Source organism: Pseudomonas sp. BAY1663, assembly GCF_000582595.1.
In the GTDB taxonomy this organism is placed as follows: domain Bacteria; phylum Pseudomonadota; class Gammaproteobacteria; order Pseudomonadales; family Pseudomonadaceae; genus Stutzerimonas; species Stutzerimonas stutzeri_AF.
In genome coordinates this window covers 1-18889 of sequence record NZ_AZSV01000003.1, presented here as the reverse complement: position 1 = coordinate 18889, position 18889 = coordinate 1, and the positions used below count along the sequence as shown (strand labels likewise).

Sequence of the window (18889 nt, the reverse complement as noted above, 5' to 3'; positions counted from 1 at the left end):
CACGCTGACTGCCACGGATAGGCCCGCATGCGACTGAAAAGCATCAAACTCGCCGGTTTCAAGTCCTTCGTCGATCCCACCACCGTCAGCTTTCCGAGCAACATGGCCGCGGTGGTCGGGCCCAATGGCTGCGGCAAGTCCAACATCATCGATGCGGTGCGCTGGGTGATGGGTGAAAGCTCGGCGAAGAACCTGCGCGGCGAGTCGATGACCGACGTCATCTTCAATGGCTCCAACACGCGCAAGCCGGTGACCCAGGCGAGCATCGAGCTGATCTTCGACAATGCGGACGGCAGCCTCACCGGCGAATACGCGGCCTTCGCCGAAATCTCCATCCGTCGCCGGGTCACCCGCGACGCGCAGAACACCTACTTTCTCAACGGCGTGAAGTGCCGCCGGCGCGACATCACCGACATCTTCCTAGGCACCGGCCTCGGCCCGCGCAGCTACTCGATCATCGAGCAGGGCATGATCTCCAAGCTGATCGAGGCCAAGCCGGAGGACCTGCGCAACTTCATCGAGGAAGCCGCCGGCATCTCCAAGTACAAGGAGCGTCGGCGCGAGACCGAGAACCGCATCCGCCGCACCCACGAGAACCTGGCGCGCCTGACCGACCTGCGCGAGGAGCTGGAGCGCCAGCTCGAGCGCCTGCACCGCCAGGCGCAGTCGGCGGAGAAATACCAGGAATACAAGGCCGAGGAGCGCCAGCTCAAGGCGCAGCTCTCGGCCCTGCGCTGGCAGGCGCTGAACGAACAGGTCGGCCAGCGCGAGCAGGTCATCGGCGACCAGGAAGTGGCCTTCGAGGCGCTGGTGGCCGAACAGCGCAATGCCGACGCCAGCATCGAGCGCCTGCGCGACGGCCATCACGAACTGTCCGAGCGCTTCAACCAGGTGCAGGGTCGCTTCTATTCGGTCGGTGGCGACATCGCCCGCGTCGAGCAGAGCATCCAGCATGGCCAGCAACGCCTGCGCCAGCTGCAGGACGACCTGCGCGAGGCCGAGCAGGCGCGCCTGGAAACCGAATCACACCTGGGCCATGACCGCACGCTGCTGGCGACCCTGGGCGAAGAACTGGCCATGCTCGAGCCCGAACAGGAGCTGGCCGGCGCGGCCGCCGAGGAATCCGCCGCCCAACTGGAAGAAGCGGAAACGGCGATGCAGGCCTGGCAGGAGCAGTGGGAGCGTTTCAACCACAACAGCGCCGAACCGCGCCGTGCCGCCGAGGTGCAGCAGTCGCGCATCCAGCAGCTGGAGCAGAGCCTCGAACGGCTGGCCGAGCGCCAGCGGCGGCTGGATGACGAACGCGCCTTGCTGGCCGGTGATCCCGAGGATGCGGCAATGCTCGAACTCGGCGAGCAACTCGCCGCCAGCGAGCTGAACCTGGAAGAACTGGCCGCCGCCGGCGAAGCGCTCAACGAGCGCCTGGAGCAATTGCGCGAACGCCTGCAGCAGGCGACCCGCACGCAGCAGCAACTGCAGGGCGAGCTGCAGCGCCTCAATGGCCGCATCGCCTCCCTGGAAGCCCTGCAGCAGGCGGCGATGGACCCCGGCAAGGGCGTTGCCGAGTGGCTGCGCAAGCAGAATCTGCAGCAGCGTCCGCGCTTGGCCGAGGGCCTGCGGGTCGAGCCGGGCTGGGAGCTGGCGGTGGAAACCGTGCTCGGCGCGGACCTGCAGGCGGTGTTGCTGGACGATTTCTCGAACATCCAACTGGACGATTTCGACCAGGGCGAGCTGCACCTGGCCGCCCCGGGCAGCGCCGGCGCGCGGCGTCCGGGCAGTCTGCTCGACAAGGTCGAGTCGCGGCTCGACCTGGCGCCCTGGCTGGGCCAGGTCCGGCCGGTTGAATCGCTGGAGCAGGCACTGGCCGCGCGCCCGGGGCTGGCCGAGGACGAAAGCCTGATCAGCCGCGACGGCTACTGGGTCGGCCGGCATTTCCTGCGGGTGCGCCGGGCCAGCGAGGCGGAATCCGGATTGCTCGCCCGTGGCCAGGAACTGGAACGCCTGCAGGCCGAGCGCGCGGAGCGCGAAGCCGGCCTGGAGGCGATCGAACAGGACATCGCCAGCCTGCGCGAGGCCCATTCGCGCCTGGAGGAAGAACGCGAAGAGCAGCGCCGCCGCCAGCAGGACGAGGCGCGCCAGCAGGGCGAACTCAAGGCACAGCTTTCGGCCGGGCAGGCACGGCTGGAGCAGCTGGCCTTGCGCCGCCGACGGCTCGACGAGGAGCAGGCCGAGCAGGCCGAGCAGCGCGAGATCGAGACCGAACAGCTGGGCGAGGCGCGCCTGCACCTGCAGCAGGCGCTGGATGCCATGGCCCTGGACACCGAACAGCGCGAAACCCTGCTCGCCAGCCGCGACGGCATCCGCGAACAGCTCGACCACATCCGCCAGGAAGCGCGGCAGCACAAGGACCATGCGCACCAGCTGGCGCTGCGCGTCGGCTCGCTCAAGGCCCAGCACGATTCCACCCGGCAGGCGCTGGAGCGCCTGGAGCAGCAGTTCGAGCGTGTCATCGAGCGCCGCGAGCAGCTCAGCCTCAACCTGGAGGAGGGTGAGGCGCCGCTGGAAGAACTGCGCATGAAACTCGAGGAGCTGCTCGAGCGGCGCATGGGCGTCGAGGACGAACTCAAGCATGCGCGTCTGGCGCTGGAAGACGCTGATCGCGAACTGCGCGACGCGGAGAAGCGGCGTACCCAGGCCGAACAGCAGGCGCAACTGCTGCGTGGCCAACTGGAGCAACAGCGCCTGGGCTGGCAGGAGCTGAGTGTCAGGCGCAAGGCGCTGCAGGACCAACTGCACGAGGATGGCTACGACCTGCACGGCGTGCTCGCCACGCTGCCGGCCGAAGCCAGCGAGCAGGCCTGGGACGCCGAACTGGAACGCCTGGCCCAACGCATCCAGCGCCTCGGGCCGATCAACCTGGCGGCGATCGACGAGTACCAGCAGCAGTCCGAGCGCAAGCGCTATCTCGATGCGCAGAACGACGACCTGGTCGAGGCGCTGGATACGCTGGAAAACGTCATCCGCAAGATCGACCGCGAAACCCGCAACCGTTTCAAGGAAACCTTCGATCAGATCAACAGCGGATTGCAGGCGCTTTTCCCGAAAGTATTCGGCGGCGGCAACGCCTATCTGGAACTTACCGGGGAAGATCTACTCGATACCGGGGTGGCGATCATGGCGCGCCCGCCCGGAAAGAAGAACAGCACCATTCATCTGCTTTCCGGGGGTGAGAAAGCACTGACCGCGCTGGCGCTGGTATTTGCCATATTCCAGCTCAATCCGGCGCCGTTCTGCATGCTCGACGAAGTCGATGCACCGTTGGACGATGCCAACGTCGGCCGTTATGCGCGACTGGTGAAGGAAATGTCTGCGACCGTGCAATTCATCTATATCACCCATAACAAGATCGCGATGGAAATGGCCGATCAGTTGATGGGCGTGACCATGCACGAGCCCGGTTGCTCCCGTCTGGTTGCGGTCGACGTGGAACAGGCGGTGGCCTTGGCCGAAGCTAGGATTAAAGCCAGCGAATTGAGTGTTTTTGATACAAGGAAGGCCATAAAAAGAGAACTACCGCACGGTGCAAATGTACCGTTCGTCGTGCTAGCTTAGAGCACAATTTTTGCGATGCGCTGAAGCGGTCCCAGGTGACGGCTTGTTGCGTCTTTATCATCGGATTCAGAGGTCAATGCATTAATGGATATCGGTCTGCGCGAGTGGCTGATTGTCATCGGCATCATTGTCATCGCCGGCATTCTGTTCGACGGCTGGCGCCGCATGCGCGGTAGCAAGGGCAAATTGAAGTTCAAACTGGACCGCAGCCTTTCCAATCTTCCCGACATCGATGAAAACAACGAACTCCTCGGTCCGGCGCGTGTGGTCAACCGCGATCACGAGCCCTCGCTGGACGAGGGCGACATGCCCGCCATGAATGCCCGGGAGTCGAACAAGAAGCGCCGCCACGACGAGCCCTATCAGGGCGACCTGCAGCTCAGCACCGACGAGCCCGTACCGACCTGCTCGATCCGGTGGTCGGTGACGACGATGAAGCCGAGGAGGCGCCGCAGAAGGAGCAGGCCCCCGTCGAGGAAGTGCTGGTCATCAACGTCATTGCCCGCGACCCGCATGGCTTCCGTGGGCCGGCGTTGCTGCAGAACATTCTGGAGAGCGGCCTGCGCTTCGGCGAGATGGACATCTTCCATCGCCACGAGAGCATGGCCGGCAATGGCGAGGTGCTGTTTTCCATGGCCAACGCGGTCAAGCCCGGCACCTTCGACCTGGACGACATCGATCATTTCACCACGCCGGCCGTGAGCTTCTTCCTCGGCCTGCCTGGTCCGCGCCATCCGAAGCAGGCCTTCGATGTCATGGTCGCCGCTGCCCGCAAGCTGTCCCAGGAGCTCAACGGCGAGCTCAAGGACGACCAGCGCAGCGTGCTCACCGCCCAGACCATCGAGCACTACCGCCAGCGTATCGTCGAGTTCGAGCGCCGGCAGATGACCCTCAAGCGCTGAGCGTCCTCGTCCTGCAGGAGCACCTGGGGCGCCAGGTCCTTGCTGGCGAACCGTTATCCTGCAGCGGGCCCGGTGATCGCCGGCAAGCCGGCTCCTGCAGCGCCTTCAGGCTCGAAAGCATCGCCCCGAGGTCGGGCCTCCCACAAAAGCAACGAGCAACCAGCGAACCCCGTGGGAGGCGCGCCCTCGCGGCGATCGCAGGCCGCAGGCCTGCCGCTCTTCCACATCGAGCCCCCGAAAACCCTGGAAGGCAGCACATACCTGCCGCCAATTCCGTAATCGGCTAAAATCCCGCGCCTCCCTATCAACCAAGCGCGCTGATACTGTCTGAATCAGCATTGCCACAGCCACGGCTTCGCCATATGCCTTCCGCCCAAACCGCTGCCGAGCGCATCGCCGAACTGCGCAGCGAAATCGACGCTCACAACTACCGCTACTACGTCCTCGACGAGCCCAGCGTTCCGGATGCCGAGTACGACCGGCTGTTCAACGAGCTGAAGGCGCTGGAGGCCGAGCACCCGGAGCTGGTCACGCCCGAGTCGCCGACCCAGCGAGTAGGCGGCGAGGCCTTGACGGCATTCGGCCAGGTGCGCCATGAAGTGCCGATGCTCAGCCTTGGCAATGCCTTCCAGGAGCAGGACCTGATCGATTTCGATCGCCGCGTGCGCGAAGGGCTGGACCTGCCATCCGGCGACCTGTTCGGCGATGGCGCGCAGGTCGAATACAGCTGCGAACCCAAGCTCGACGGCCTGGCCGTGAGCCTGCTCTACGAGAACGGCCACCTGGTGCGTGGCGCCACCCGCGGCGACGGCAGCACCGGCGAGGACATCAGCGCCAACGTGCGCACCGTGCGTAACATTCCGCTCAAACTGCATGGCACTGGCTGGCCGGCGGTGCTCGAAGTGCGCGGTGAAATCTACATGCCCAAGGCCGGCTTCGAAGCGCTCAATGCGCGACAGCTGGAAAGCGGCGGCAAGCCCTTCGCCAATCCGCGCAACGCGGCGGCGGGCAGCCTGCGGCAACTCGATTCGAAGATCACCGCTGGCCGCCCGCTGGAGTTGTGTGCCTATGGCGTGGGGCGCAGCGACGGTGAACTGCCGGATACCCATATCGGCATCCTCAAGGCGCTCAAGGGCTGGGGATTGCCTATCAGTCGCGAATTGACGCTGGCCAGGGGCGTTGCCGAATGCCGGGCCTATTACCAGTCCATCGGCGAGAAGCGCGACGCGCTGCCCTACGAGATCGACGGTGTGGTGTTCAAGGTGAATTCGGTGCGCCAGCAGCGCGAACTGGGGTTCCGTGCGCGCGAGCCGCGCTGGGCCATCGCCCATAAATTCCCTGCGCGCGAAGAAATTACCGAGCTGCTCGGTGTGGAATTCCAGGTCGGCCGCACTGGCGCCATCACCCCGGTGGCGCGGCTGAAGCCGGTGCAGGTAGCAGGCGTCACCGTCTCCAATGCCACCTTGCACAACATGGACGAAGTGGCGCGCCTGGGCGTGATGATCGGCGACACCGTGATCGTGCGGCGTGCCGGCGACGTGATCCCGCAGATCCTCGGCGTGATCGTCGAGCGCCGCCCGGCCGATGCCCGCGCCGTGCACGTCCCCGAGCATTGCCCGGTGTGCGGCTCGGCAGTCGAGCGCACCCAGCTGATCAAGCGCAGCAAGGGCCGCGAGTCGGTCAGCGAAGGCTCGATCTACCGCTGCGTGGGCCGCCTGGCCTGCCAGGCCCAGCTCAAGCAGGCGATCATCCACTTCGTCTCGCGCCGCGCGATGGATATCGACGGGCTGGGCGACAAGATCGTCGAGCAACTGGTCGACAAGGGACTGGTCAATTCGCCGGCGGATCTCTATTGCCTGACGCCTGAACAGGTCATCGAGCTGGAAGGCTTCGCCGAGGTTTCCACGCGCAACCTGCTCAACGCCATCGACGCGAGCCGCAAGCCCAGCCTCGCACGCTTCATCTACGCCCTGGGCATACCTGACGTTGGCGAGGAAACCGCCAAACTGCTGGCGCGGGCGCTGGGGTCGCTGGAACGCATCGGCCGTGCGCTGCCCGACGTGCTCGTCTACCTGCCCGATGTAGGGCTCGAGGTGGCGCACGAGATCCACAGCTTCTTCGAGGACGAGCACAACCGTTCGGTGATCGAGTTGCTGCGAAAGCGTGGCGTAGAGCTGCAGGAGGAGGGCGAGGTACATCCCGAATTCACCGCTTGCGCAACCCTGGCCGGCCTGCTCGACAGACTGAACATTCCCTTCATCGCCAGCACCGGCGCGCAGCGCCTGGCCGACCGTTTCGCCAGCCTGGAAGCGATCATCGCCGCCGACTGGCTCGACCTGCGCCAGGTCGAACGCCTCACCGAAAAGGCCGCACGCTCACTGCGCGACTATTTCGACAACCCCGAGAACGCCGAACGTGCCCGCAATATCGAGGCTCAGCTACGTGAATTCGGCATGCATTGGGGCAGCGCGAAGAAGACCGCCGAAGGCCTGCCGCTGGCCGGCCAGACCTGGGTGCTGACCGGCACCCTCGAAGCCATGAGCCGCGACGAAGGCAAGGCCCGCCTGGAAGCCCTGGGCGCCAAGGTCGCCGGCTCCGTTTCGGCGAAGACCACCTGCGTCGTGGCAGGCCCGGGCGCTGGCTCGAAACTGACGAAGGCCAACGAGCTGGGACTTGCCGTGCTGGACGAGGCGGCGTTTCTCGAGCGGTTGGTGCAGTTGGAAGAAGTTTAGGTGGTTGAGCTGATCACTAGGTTGGATTGTGCAGTGACGAAGCTCAACGATGCTGCTCACTCCACCGAGAGCGGATCAGTCGCCGAAAAAAGCTCCGCGCTTATGGCTCAGGGTCAATTTATCCCATGGCCGTGCAGTCACCATTAGTAATCCGGGGCATCATACGAGCAGTGCGTAAGTTGCTGTCGCTTCGGTAGCGATGATGCCATTGGCATGAGGCAGTGATCAACCTATCCCCTGTCGCCTCTGTTCGGCAAGCATGTCTACGACAGCATGAAATCCTCGTTGATGAAAATGGACTATCCGTTGCGTGTGCAGGGGTGAATTGCCGAGTACGCATATTCCGTGGCGCAGAATCTGGCCCAGCAAGGGCCCACCGGCAGTAGCATGGTCGATCAAATCGACAGAGCGGCACGGATTGTCCATAGCTTCCTTGATGTCCTTTGTTGGCATGTTTCGTGCCTATCAATCGTGTGCGTCAATTAAAGGGCATCTCAGGCGGAGTGACTTAGTGTTTAGCGATGAATCCATTTTTATATTTGGATGCACCGGCCCGTTTGAACGCGCAAGGGGTCAATGCCTGCTGAAAAAGTTTAAACATAAATGCGTAGTAATCTTTTCAGCAGTACGAGATGCAACAGAAGTTCAATGCCCTGCGCGCGTTACTTTCTCGGCAGCGTATGGTGCCGGCGTCCGACATACCAGTACAGGCTGCTTCTTCCTGCCGAGCAGCCGACATCTACGCGGTGGAAATGCGCGAAGGACCGCATCCGCACTCGCTCAAGGCGTCGAACACTTGGTCTGCTTGCGCCGGCATGGAGGCCGCTGAGGCTTTGTGCTGGGGCGCCACTTAAATATCCACTGATCCTTTCTGGATACTGATATGACCCTACAACCGTTGAACGAGAAAGACTGGAGTGCCACTCACCTAGTATTGTCCGAGCGGCCACAACTCTTCGATAACCCCGGTGTTGCGCGCCTGCGTCGGGCTGTGGAGGACAGCTTTGCCGCACGCCATCTTGCAGGGCGCGAGGTTGCCGAGGCTGCTCCAGGGGTTCGCGGGGCTTGGGAGGCTATTCGTGCCTTCGCGGCGATACCTGCACTGGGTAATCTGGGGCAACTGCTGGACTTCTGTACCGAAGGTCTCAAGCCCGAAGGGCGCATGGTTCTAGATCTACGCTCACCAAGCCACTGGCAGGCTGCTTTCGGTGATTCGCCTACTGCTTGGCCTGAGAACATCCGTGACGATCCTTCCGTGGCTCTCTGTTCGCCTGCTACCTTACTCGCCGCTGCAGATGCACGTGGCTTGAGCTTGGTGGCGCTGGAGCCCTATGGCGGTATTTGGGATAACGCATTGCTCTACTTGCGTTTGGAGCACCCTCTAAAGTGGCTGCGTCTGTTGTCTTGGCTCGACAGTGATGAGACCTTCTTCGAATTGGCCTTACTGCTGGAACAGCAAGTGCTGGCGAGGCTGGGAACCTCGCTCAGTGGGCGCTACTTAGTCGCCTTGGCGAAGCGCAGAGATCCTGCCGGTAATGCCGCTTGGGCCGAAGTGCTGGCTGCCCGCGAGACGGTTCTTGCCGACTCGTCTCTGACTGGTATTGAGGGGCTCCTCCAACAGCGCCCGAATGCCTTTGCCATCGGTACGGCGGGACTGCTTAGCTCTCTACGTACCCGACATTTCCTGTTCCTCCTACAGCAAGCCCTTGCATTCCATCGTCCAGATTTCGCTTTCGAGCAATGGCTGGTTCCCCAGGTTACCGAGCAATTGCGACGATGGCAGCAAGCTCAGTCTATTGATGCTCGGAACATGGCCATCACCCGAGGCTGGATGGTGGAGCAGTCGCAGCGGCTGCGTCAGGGCGTGGACTTGGTCTCGGGCCTGGAATACCACTTGGCTACTGCGCTGTTGCGCGACTACTTCAAGACCCATAGCGGAGTTAGTTCGTGAAAAGTCCTGCAATAGTTAGCTTTCTCTGGGAGTCTCAGCTGGGAGTCCTTCGAGAGTTCTTTAAGCGCAACGGTTCGATCACCATCGTCACCCTAACCCCATACGTGACTCAGAGCTTGGTAGAACTGGTGAAGGAGGTTGGCGGCGCCCTCTTCATTATGGATCGAGAACTGAGCAACACGGGTGCTCAAAATGCGCGTGCCGAATGGGAAGCCCTCCGCCAGATCTACGGTCAGTATTTGGAGAAGATGCTACCTGCCGTTCTGGCAACTGAGCAGAGTGATACCTTGGCAAATATTATCGGCTCCCGACTGGACGCCGAATTACCGATGTTGATGACATTGCTTCATGGTTTGGATTTGGCCCAGCAGAACTATGATCTGTGTTTGATGGTTAGTAACGAGGACGTGATGCCGATGGCCAAGGTGGCCATGCATTGGGCCAGGGCTCAGAACATTCCTTCTTTGCACCTATCCCATGCTTTGGCTCTGAACGATCCCTATACCGTGCATTCGCAACTGGTAGCGGATATCCATGCTGTCTATGGGCAGCGAGGTCTAGAAGGATATCTGGACTATGGTGTGCCAGCAGAACGCATGCGAGTTACTGGCAATCCGGCCTGGGACAAGTTCTCTAAACTGGCCAATGAGCGAGCAACACACGAGGCTGAGTTGCGGAAGCGGCATGGATTGCGGGATGGTGAACCTATCGTAGTGTTCGGCACCACTTGGGCCTCTAGTCTCACCGCCCATGGTGATGAGCGTATCTTTGGGCAAACGGTAGGCCAGTTCATTGATGCTTGTGAGGCTCTGCACGATGCGGGCTTGAGTTTTAATCCCGTTATTAAGGATCGACCACCGAACTTCCATTTCGGCGAGCGGCGTTTCAAGGAGTTGCTAGTTGAGCATGGTGCAGATCCGCACCGTTATTTCTACTTAATAGAAGATGGCCCGCTTTGGGCGGCCTGTGCCGACGTACTGGTGGCAGTGGACTCCAACTATTGTGTCGAGGCGCTGCTATGCGGTACCCCTGCGATTAACCTGCATCATCCGGCCAACACTTTATTCGGCCCCTGCTATGACGCAAATTCTGGTGTTCTGGACGTGGAAGCTTCTGAACTGGGTGAGGCAGTCCAGAGGCTGTTGCAGGATGTATCCTTTCGTAAGTGGCAGCAGGTAAAGGCTGCCAGCCGAGCACCCTATTTCAACTTGGGGATCGATGGCATGGCCACGGCCCGGGTGGCCGAGTTGATGAGTGAGATGTCCGTTGGATTGGTATCTAGACCGTCGGCCTCGCTTAATTACTGGCTGGAGAGCCGTGCCCCCACACCGATTCAGGAACGGCTGATCGAGAATTATGTACGGGGCAACAGTGGTGGCCCAACAGTATGCATCTTTGTGCTTGATCTGGTTGGTGATTCGGTCGGGCTGATGAGTACAATTAAAAGCCTGAATGCGAAAGATCATATTTGTATCGAGTTGAAGATCGTGGCATTGAGCGTTGGTGGCGCCGCGGATGTGCTTCTGTCGCCTGATATTCATCTGGTAGAGGTTGATAAAGAAAGTTACATAGATGCACTCAATGATCAACTGGCGGCTGCGACTGGCTTTGATTGGGTAATGATGGTCAAGGCAGGCGAGGAGTTCACCTCGAGTGGCCAACTTATCGCGCAGCTGGAACTCGTGCAGACACCCGATTGCCGAGCCATCAGCTTCGATGAAATCTATCGGCAGGATGACGCCCTTGGCGCCGCTTGTCGTCCTTCTTTCAATCTGGACTATCTACTCAGTTTTCCCGCTGGCATGGCGCGGCACTGGTTGTTTCGGCGCGAGGCCGTGCTTGAAGTTGGCGGTTTCGATCCTTCCTTGAAAGAAGCTCTGGAGTTGGACCTTATCCTGCGCCTGGTCAATCAGGGCGGCTTGGCTGGATTGGGGCATATTTCCGAGCCTTTGCTGATCACGGATATACCAGCCCTGGCCAATGTCGAGGACGAGCGTCAGGCAATCGTTCGTCATTTGCAGGCGCGTGGTTACTCCAATGCTCAGGTAACGGCAGCCAAACCTGGCCGCTACCACTTGGAATACAAGCACGCTGGTAGTCCTGTGGTATCGATACTGATCCCGGCAGGTGCTCATTTGAGCAGGCTGCAGCGCTGCCTCGAGGGGGTGTTGGGAAGCACGACCTACCAGGCGTTCGAGGTTCTGTTGATCGAGAGCCACCCGCAGGATCAGGCGGTACACGAGTGGTTGCTGGCCCTGACGGGACTGCAGGAGGCCAAGCTGAGGGTCGTTCAGCCTGCGAGTCGGAATATGGCAGCGATGTTGAACCAGGCGGTTAATCAAGCTTCGGGTGATTATCTGCTGTTCTTGGCACCCGACACGGCAATTGTCGAAGAAGACTGGTTGGACAATCTGCTCAACCATGCCCAACGGGCTGAAGTGGGCGGGGTAGGGGGTAGGCTGCTGACGCCAGACGGCAAGATCGCCCAGGCGATGCAGATTCTCGGATTGCAGGGGCCATTGGGCGATCCGTACGTTGGTGAAAAACTCGACGAACCGGGATATATGCAGCGCTTGCAGGTGGATCAGAACGTCAGCGCATTGAGTCAGGATTGCCTGATGCTTCCGCGCGATCTGTATGTCCAGCTGGAAGGATTGGATGAGGAGGGGATTCCCTTACCTTACGCAATGACGGATCTATGTCTGCGAATCCGGGAGGCTGGATACTTGCTGGTGTGGTCTCCAAGCGTGCAATTGATGCTCGACCGCCAAGAATCTACCGAGGTAACCGCACAGCAACAGGATGCCATGTATGCCAAGTGGCTGCCGCAGCTGGCACGTGATCCTTCCTACAACCCCAATTTCTCCTTGGTGCAACCGGGCGGCTTCAAGCTGGCAGATACGCAGATTTCCTGGCGACCGCTGGATATCTGGCGTCCATTACCTGTGGTGCTTGCCCATCCGGCCGATACCATGGGTTGCGGACATTATCGTGTCATGCAGCCATTCAATGCCCTGCGTGAGGCGGGAATGGTCGACGGTGCGCTGTCAGTTGGCTTGATGCACGTCGTGGACCTGGAGCGCTACAACCCCGATGCCGTGATCCTGCAACGGCAAATCGGTGAAGAGCGCCTGGAGGCCATGCGACGGATCAAGGCGTTTTCCCAGGCATTCAAGGTCTACGAGCTGGATGACTACCTACCGAACCTGCCGATGAAGAGCGTCCATCGTCAACATATGCCTAAGGATATCGTCAAGTCCTTGCGCCGTGGTTTGTCCTATGTGGATCGCTTCGTTGTTTCTACGGATGTGATGGCGGAGGCGTTCGCCGAATTCCATCCGGATATTCATGTGGTGAAGAATCGGCTTGATCCGCGTTGGTGGGGCGGGTTGTCAACGGGTGCTCGTCGAACTTCCAGTAAGCCTCGTGTCGGCTGGGCGGGTGGCGCTAGCCATACGGGCGATCTGGAGATGATTGTCGATGTGGTCAAGGAGCTGGCGGATGAAGTGGAATGGGTGTTCTTCGGCATGTGCCCGGAGAAGCTGAAACCTTATATCCATGAGTTCCACGAAGGAGTAGCGATAGAGCGTTACGCCAAAAAGCTGGCCAGTCTGAATCTTGACCTGGCACTGGCGCCGGTCGAGCAGAACCTGTTCAACGAATGCAAGAGCAACCTGCGTTTGCTGGAATATGGCGCCTGCGGTTTCCCGGTGATCTGTAGCGACGTGCGTTGCTATCAGGATGGTTTGCTGCCGGTAATGCGGGTGAAGAACCGCTTCCGTGATTGGATGGATGCGATCTGGGCCCATATCAACGACCTCGATGCAGCGGCCAAGGCCGGGGACGAGCTGCGTGCTGCTGTGCTGGCTGGATGGATGCTCGAAGGGGAGAGTCTCGAAGCCTGGCGTAAGGCGTGGCTGCCGGACTAAGCCTGTGCGAGGGTAACGCAGCGTAGAGCGGAAGCTATGCCGGTTCGCTAATCGGCATGGCTCTTGGCAGGCGTTCTCGGGCCAATGATCGAAATCGTCCCTAAATCCGTTCGATGTGACCGCGCACAGCAGAGCGCTCATTCTACCGAACGGCTTCCACGGCGCAGGCTGGTGCTCCATTTATCCCGGCTGAACACTCCACGCTGCCCACCTGGCTATGAAGCAGAAGCCGTAGCCTCTTCGGGACGAGGCTTTGTTCTCAGGTTTTTTGTCGGTCTGCCGAAAAGCTGTGCGGGGCGGCTGTGCAGGCATTCGGGGAAGTCAAGGGTGAAGGAAAATTTTTCTCGCTACCCCCTAAAGCTTTCGATACCGACGCCGACATAACTCTCGAATGCGAACTTTATGGGTGCCTGGGTATGTCCCTCCCCAAGGTCGCACACTCAGGCAAACAAGCTAGGTCCGATGGAGGACAAACATCATGGCTTTGACCGTCAACACTAACGTTGCTTCCCTGAACACTCAGCGCAACCTCAGCAACTCCGCCAACGCGTTGCAAACCACCATGCAGCGCCTGTCCACCGGTAGCCGTATCAACAGCGCCAAGGACGATGCCGCCGGTCTGCAGATTTCCAACCGCTTGGGCAGTCAAATCAGTGGTCTGAATGTTGCGGTCAAGAATTCCAACGATGGTATTTCCATGGCGCAGGCTGCTGAAGGTGCCTTGCAGCAGTCGACCAACATTCTGCAGCGTATGCGTGATTTGTCCCTGCAGGCGGCCAATGGCTCCAACAGTGACTCCGAACGCACTGCACTGAATGATGAAGTCACTCAGTTGAAGAAAGAATTGGACCGCATCAGCAACACCACCACCTTTGGTGGGCGTCAGTTGCTGGATGGCTCGTTCGGTGTGGCAAGTTTCCAGGTGGGCGCTGCTGCCAATGAGATCATCAGTGTCGGTATCGACGAAATGAGTTCGAAATCGCTCACTGGTACTTACTACGAAGGGAGTTTTGGTTCCGGGGCTACGGTGGCCAGTGGTAGTAGTATTAGTGCCGGTGAAGAGACTATTGATATTGTCCTCTCTAAGGCTGATGGCACTACAGAAACGAAGTCCGTAAAAGTTTCCTTTAAAGAAGGGGATACTGCGGAAGATGCGACGAATAGAATCGCTGCAGCTATCAACGATGCAAACGTTGGTATTGGTATCCTGAAGAACAGTGACGATGAATTGACTGTCATTACTAAAGGTAATGGCGCGACTGGCAGTGGGGCCGCCTCTGTACTGGCCTCCGTAACGATGGCTTCCGGAGGAAGCACTGGGGTGAACTGGGCTGGTATTGCCAGCGGTTCTGCTCCTGCCAAAGTAGACAGTGCTAATGATGCAAACACCATCAAGGAAATTGATATCAGTAGTGCGGCTGGGGCGCAGTCTGCCGTCTATATCATCGACGATGCCATCAAGCAGATCGACTCCCAGCGTGCCGAGCTCGGTGCGGTGCAGAACCGTTTCGAGAACACTATCGCCAACCTGCAGAACATCGGCGAAAACGTCTCGGCAGCGAAAGGCCGTATCCAGGATACTGACTACGCCGCCGAAACCGCTGCACTGAGCAAGAACCAGATCCTGCAGCAGGCCGGTACCGCGATCCTGGCCCAGGCCAACCAGCTGCCGCAGGCGGTGCTGAGCCTCCTGCAGTAAGCTGAACAGGTAAGTCTGCAATAACTGCGGGAGGAAGTGCTTGGGCGCTTCCTCCCGTTTTGCCGTTGCGAGGTGACGAAAATGGATATTGCGCTTTCGGCTCAACTGCCTGCTGTTGCTACCGCTGTTCAGGCGCAGGGGCAACAGCTGACTGGGTCGCGAGGAGTGGCCGACAGGCAAGGCGATGCCCAGGTTGCTGGTAAGGCTGCTTCATCCGAGCAGCAGGTTGTTACGGTTGCATCGCTCGGGGAGGCTGTGTCGAGCATCAAGGATTTCGTGCAAAGCATCCGCCGCGATCTGAATTTCGATCTGGATGACTCCACAGGCAAGATGGTGGTCAAGGTGACGGACTGCGCCACGGGCGAAGTGGTGCGGCAGATTCCGACTGAAGAAGCGCTGCGTCTGGCCGAAAACCTGGAAGAGGCCCGCAGCCTGTTGTTCAAGGCGCAAGCGTAGCGGCGCGTTTCTTGCTGTCGTTAAGTTTTGGCTTTCAAGCGTCAACCCTATGACGAGGTGGTGAAGATGGCAGGTATCACAGGCATTGGTTCAGGCATGGACATCGATGCGATGGTCGGTGCATTGGTCGCTGCGGAAAAGGCTCCGAAAGAAGCGCAACTGACCCGCCTGGAGACTGCGACTACGACCAAGATTTCCGCCTTGGGTACGCTGCGTACGGCCTTGAGCAGTTTCCAGACGGCGCTCAAGGGGCTGAATGACGTCAAGTTGTTCGAGAATCGTTCTGCCAAATCCTCCAATACGGATTTGCTGACGGCCACTGCCAGCAAGACCGCTCAGTCAGGTACCTACAGCGTCAAGATCGAACAGTTGGCGACGGGAAGCAAGACGGCTACCAAGGCCCTGGAAAGCGATTTCACGGCAGGCGCTGCCGGTACCTTGACGGTCAAGGTAGGCGATGGAGAGGGCATCGATGTCGAAATTGGCGAAGGCGCTTCGCTGACGCAGGTGAAGGACGCGCTGAATACGGCCCTCAAGGATTCCGGCGTTACCGCCAACCTGCTTACCGACCCCAGCACAGGCAAGACTCGTCTGGTGATGTCTTCTACCAATACGGGGGAGGGCAAGGACGTTTCGATCAGTACTAGTGCAGGGTTGGACGCGTTTGCCATCGATACTGGAAGCGATGCGACCGCGGAGGTGGGCGGGGTTCTGGAGCGTGCGCAGAATGCCAAGTTCACCATCGATGGTCTGGCACTGCAAAGCGCGACCAACAAGGTGGAAGGCGCTATTCCCGATGTAACGTTGAATCTGGTTGCGACGGACAAGGACAAGACCGTCACGGTTACGGTTGCCCAGGACCAGGATGGCGTTACCGCCAACATCAAGAAGTTCGTCGATGCCTACAACAACCTGATCAAGACGACCAATTCACTGACCAAAGTGACCAAGGTGGGCGAAGATGGTCAGCCACTGACTGGTGGATTGGTCGGCGATTCCAGCGTTCGCAGCATTCTATCCGGTATCCAGAACGAGCTGATTTCGGTGGGGGGGAGCGATGGCGTGCGGATGTTGGCCGATCTCGGCATCACTACCCAGAAGGACGGTACGCTGGCGATCGATAACGATAAGCTGAAAACTGCGCTCGAGAAGAATTTCGATGCCGTCGGGGGCTTCTTCACGGGTGAAACCGGTTTGATGAATCGGCTCAATAACCGGGTCGACGGCTTCAACCAGACCGGTGGCATCCTGGCGCAGCGGGTTTCCGGACTGGAGGCGACCAATGCTGACATCAAGGCCCAGCGGGAAAAGCTGAACCTGCGGATCGAATCGATGACGACCCGTCTTTATTCCCAGTTCAACGCGATGGATACGCTGGTCGCTCAGTTGTCCAATACCAGCAGCTGGCTGGAAAATACGCTTTCCAGCCTGCCAGGCGTCGTCAAGAAGAGCAGTAAGTAAGCGCTGTGTTCTGCCCTGACGACGCTTGCAGGGTGAGCCGGGCTGCGCTGCGCTTCGCTTCGCTTCAGCCACCGGGGCGGCAAGGGGCGGCAGGGCTGAAACCTTTGTCGATTGTCTGCTAAAGCTGCGTGGGTGAATGCCGATATAAAGGATAGTCCCGCCACATATCGGAGCAGAATTCCCATGTATGCCATGGCAGCCATGAAGCAGTATCAGTCCGTCAACACCAATGCACAGCTCGTGGATGCAAGCCCGCATCGCCTGATCCAGATGCTGATGGAGGGTGGGCTTACCCGTCTTGCCCAGGCGCGCGGTGCCATGGAGCGGGGCGATGTGGCCCTGAAGGGGACCCTGATCGGCAAGGCCATCGATATCGTCGGCGGACTGCGCGAGGCCTTGAACCAAGAGGCGGGTGGCGAGATTGCGGCTAACCTGGATAACCTCTATGCCTATATGGCTTCGCGGCTGATCGAGGCGAACCTGAAGAACGATTCGGCGATCATCGATGAAGTGGCCGGGTTGTTGCGGGAAGTGAAGTCCGGTTGGGATGGTATTGCCCAACACGGTTGATCATCATTGTGCGGGTATCCTGAAGCCTCCACCATCGACTCTTCGGAAAGGGCATATGCAACCAACTCTCCAGGCGCTTGCGTCTCTCCAGAATGCCCTGCGCGAGGCGCTGGTTCAGCAGGACTGGGCGGCTATAGGTGCGTTGGATGCACAATGTCGCGCATTGATAGGAGAGGCGGGTGCCAGCGATCCAGCCTGCGTGAACCGCTCGAGGAGCTGTCGCGGCTATATGCCGAACTGCAGCGGGCGGCGCGCGCCGAGCGTGAGCGGATTGCCGGCGAGTTGACCCGGCTCAATCAGTCGAAGCGGGTCGATCAGGCGTACAAGACGTTCGGCTGAACACCCGCGAGATCGTTTCACCACCGCTGGTGGAAAACGCTTTGCGGTTTCCACCCCGCGCGTCGCTTTTAGCGGTATTCGCACAAGTAGGCAGTATCCGCAGCCACTTTCAGCTGGAACTTGCTGTTCGCCGGTACGGTGAACTGGGTGCCGCTGGCGAAGGTTTCCCATTTGTCGCTGCCGGGCAGCTTGACGTCCAGGCTTCCGGCGATCACGTGCATCACTTCCAGCTGGCCTGTGCCGAACTCGTAGTCGCCTGCAGCCATCACGCCGATGGTGGCGGGGCCAGCTGCCATATCGAACGCGATGGATTTGACAGTGCCGTCGAAATACTCGTTGACCTTGAACATGCCGATTACCTGAGTGGGTAAAAAAGGGTGGCCAGTATGCCCAAGCGGTACGAGGGCGTCATCTGTCAGCTGAGCCCGGTGGCTTGATCGGTTGCTAGGCGCGGATGCTGACCAGGCTGAGCAGGTAGCCGTCGAACTCGGCGAACTGGCCTTCAAGTTCGGCGCCATGGCGCCAGGTGTCGGAAAGGTCGATCAGCAGGCGCAGGCGCGCATCGCCTTCGGGAGTGGTTGCGAGCAGTTCGGCATCCTGGAAGTAGAAGCGCTGCTGCACCAGCGGGTAGAGCGCCTTGAACAGGCTTTCCTTGAGCGAGAAGGTGCGTGTCACGAGGTGGGCACGTTCCTGGTCGGGCAGGGCGGCGTAGCCGTTCAGTTCGGCGGGGGTGAGGATTTCCCCGGCCAGGCGGTCGGCCCGCGCGCTGTTCAATACGCATTCGATATCCAGGCCCAGCCCGCGCCAGCGGTCGTTGCGCGCTGCGACGGCACCGGCCCAGCCGGCACCGTGGGTGATGGAGCCTACCATGCCGGCCGGCCACTGCGGTGAGCGATCTTCACCCACGGCCGGAATGCCGGGGAAGCCGGTCAACCGGCGTAGCGCTTCGCGGGCGCAGAGACGGCCGGCGAGGAATTCCGTCTGCCGTTTGCTGACGCCTTTCTGCTCGGGGATTTGCCAGCGGATGAAATCTTCGGGATCGAGCAAGGCCGGATCGAAACGCGTGCTCAACAGACACACTCCAGCCAGCGGCCGGGGGAGGGGCCAGTGGTCCGTTGGGGGCGTGCAGCAGAGCGGTAATGGAGGCTGGTCGTTCATGACGGCTATTTTGCCTCAAAGTGGCCTGAAAGCATCGCCCCGAGGTCGGGCCTCCCACAAAAGCGGCCGGTGCACCGGAA

Annotated in this window: 10 protein-coding genes and 2 pseudogenes; 10 read left to right on the top strand and 2 right to left on the bottom strand. The window is 60.2% G+C overall.

Annotation, left to right across the window (positions count from 1 at the left end; genetic code table 11):
• Positions 1–27: 27 nt before the first annotated feature.
• The 10 genes and pseudogenes from smc to BAY1663_RS01575 form a co-directional block, all read left to right on the top strand.
• Positions 28–3513, top strand: a pseudogene (gene smc, locus BAY1663_RS01620) (chromosome segregation protein SMC); the annotation flags it as partial.
• A gap of 183 nt (positions 3514–3696) precedes the next feature.
• Positions 3697–4514, top strand: a pseudogene (zipA, locus tag BAY1663_RS01615) (cell division protein ZipA).
• Positions 4515–4876: 362 nt separating this feature from the next.
• Positions 4877–7246: an NAD-dependent DNA ligase LigA gene (ligA, locus tag BAY1663_RS01610; protein WP_037037466.1), complete on the top strand. Its 2370-nt coding sequence runs from the start codon at positions 4877–4879 to the stop codon at positions 7244–7246.
• Positions 7247–8129: 883 nt separating this feature from the next.
• The gene (locus BAY1663_RS23215; protein ID WP_128576022.1) at positions 8130–9197 is read left to right on the top strand and encodes a hypothetical protein; all 1068 of its coding nucleotides are present in this window, start codon (positions 8130–8132) and stop codon (positions 9195–9197) included.
• Positions 9194–13126: a glycosyltransferase gene (locus BAY1663_RS01600; protein WP_051497051.1), complete on the top strand. Its 3933-nt coding sequence runs from the start codon at positions 9194–9196 to the stop codon at positions 13124–13126. The genes BAY1663_RS23215 and BAY1663_RS01600 overlap by 4 nt, the downstream gene beginning before the upstream one ends.
• 478 nt (positions 13127–13604) lie before the next feature.
• A complete protein-coding gene (locus BAY1663_RS01595; RefSeq protein ID WP_037037462.1) occupies positions 13605–14825 on the top strand; it encodes a flagellin in 1221 nt (406 codons plus the stop codon).
• A gap of 81 nt (positions 14826–14906) precedes the next feature.
• A complete protein-coding gene (locus BAY1663_RS23210) occupies positions 14907–15281 on the top strand; it encodes a flagellar protein FlaG (RefSeq protein WP_037037606.1) in 375 nt (124 codons plus the stop codon).
• Between the two features lie 66 nt (positions 15282–15347).
• The gene (fliD, locus tag BAY1663_RS01585) at positions 15348–16742 is read left to right on the top strand and encodes a flagellar filament capping protein FliD (RefSeq protein ID WP_037037461.1); all 1395 of its coding nucleotides are present in this window, start codon (positions 15348–15350) and stop codon (positions 16740–16742) included.
• A 183-nt stretch (positions 16743–16925) separates the two neighbouring features.
• Positions 16926–17312, top strand: a complete 387-nt coding sequence (gene fliS / locus BAY1663_RS01580; protein WP_037037459.1) for a flagellar export chaperone FliS — start codon at positions 16926–16928, stop codon at positions 17310–17312.
• A 153-nt stretch (positions 17313–17465) separates the two neighbouring features.
• Positions 17466–17651 (top strand): hypothetical protein, encoded by a 186-nt coding sequence (locus BAY1663_RS01575; protein ID WP_371257574.1) that lies wholly within the window; start codon positions 17466–17468, stop codon positions 17649–17651.
• Between the two features lie 68 nt (positions 17652–17719).
• Here BAY1663_RS01575 and BAY1663_RS01570 read toward each other — a convergent pair whose 3' ends face one another.
• Together BAY1663_RS01570 and BAY1663_RS01565 are read right to left on the bottom strand one after the other, a co-directional pair.
• Complete coding sequence (locus BAY1663_RS01570) at positions 17720–18001, bottom strand: pyrimidine/purine nucleoside phosphorylase (protein WP_037037457.1); 282 nt, start codon at positions 17999–18001, stop codon at positions 17720–17722.
• A gap of 94 nt (positions 18002–18095) precedes the next feature.
• Positions 18096–18809: a 4'-phosphopantetheinyl transferase gene (locus BAY1663_RS01565; RefSeq protein WP_037037456.1), complete on the bottom strand. Its 714-nt coding sequence runs from the start codon at positions 18807–18809 to the stop codon at positions 18096–18098.
• Positions 18810–18889 lie beyond the last annotated feature (80 nt).

Coding starts and splice junctions, on each gene's coding strand:
- BAY1663_RS01570 (WP_037037457.1), bottom strand. CDS start 18,001: ATGTTCAAGGTCAACGAGTATTTCGACGGCACTGTCAAATCCATCGCG.
- BAY1663_RS23215 (WP_128576022.1), top strand. CDS start 8,130: ATGACCCTACAACCGTTGAACGAGAAAGACTGGAGTGCCACTCACCTA.
- fliS (WP_037037459.1), top strand. CDS start 16,926: ATGTATGCCATGGCAGCCATGAAGCAGTATCAGTCCGTCAACACCAAT.
- BAY1663_RS01595 (WP_037037462.1), top strand. CDS start 13,605: ATGGCTTTGACCGTCAACACTAACGTTGCTTCCCTGAACACTCAGCGC.
- fliD (WP_037037461.1), top strand. CDS start 15,348: ATGGCAGGTATCACAGGCATTGGTTCAGGCATGGACATCGATGCGATG.
- BAY1663_RS23210 (WP_037037606.1), top strand. CDS start 14,907: ATGGATATTGCGCTTTCGGCTCAACTGCCTGCTGTTGCTACCGCTGTT.
- BAY1663_RS01575 (WP_371257574.1), top strand. CDS start 17,466: ATGTCGCGCATTGATAGGAGAGGCGGGTGCCAGCGATCCAGCCTGCGT.
- ligA (WP_037037466.1), top strand. CDS start 4,877: ATGCCTTCCGCCCAAACCGCTGCCGAGCGCATCGCCGAACTGCGCAGC.
- BAY1663_RS01565 (WP_037037456.1), bottom strand. CDS start 18,809: ATGAACGACCAGCCTCCATTACCGCTCTGCTGCACGCCCCCAACGGAC.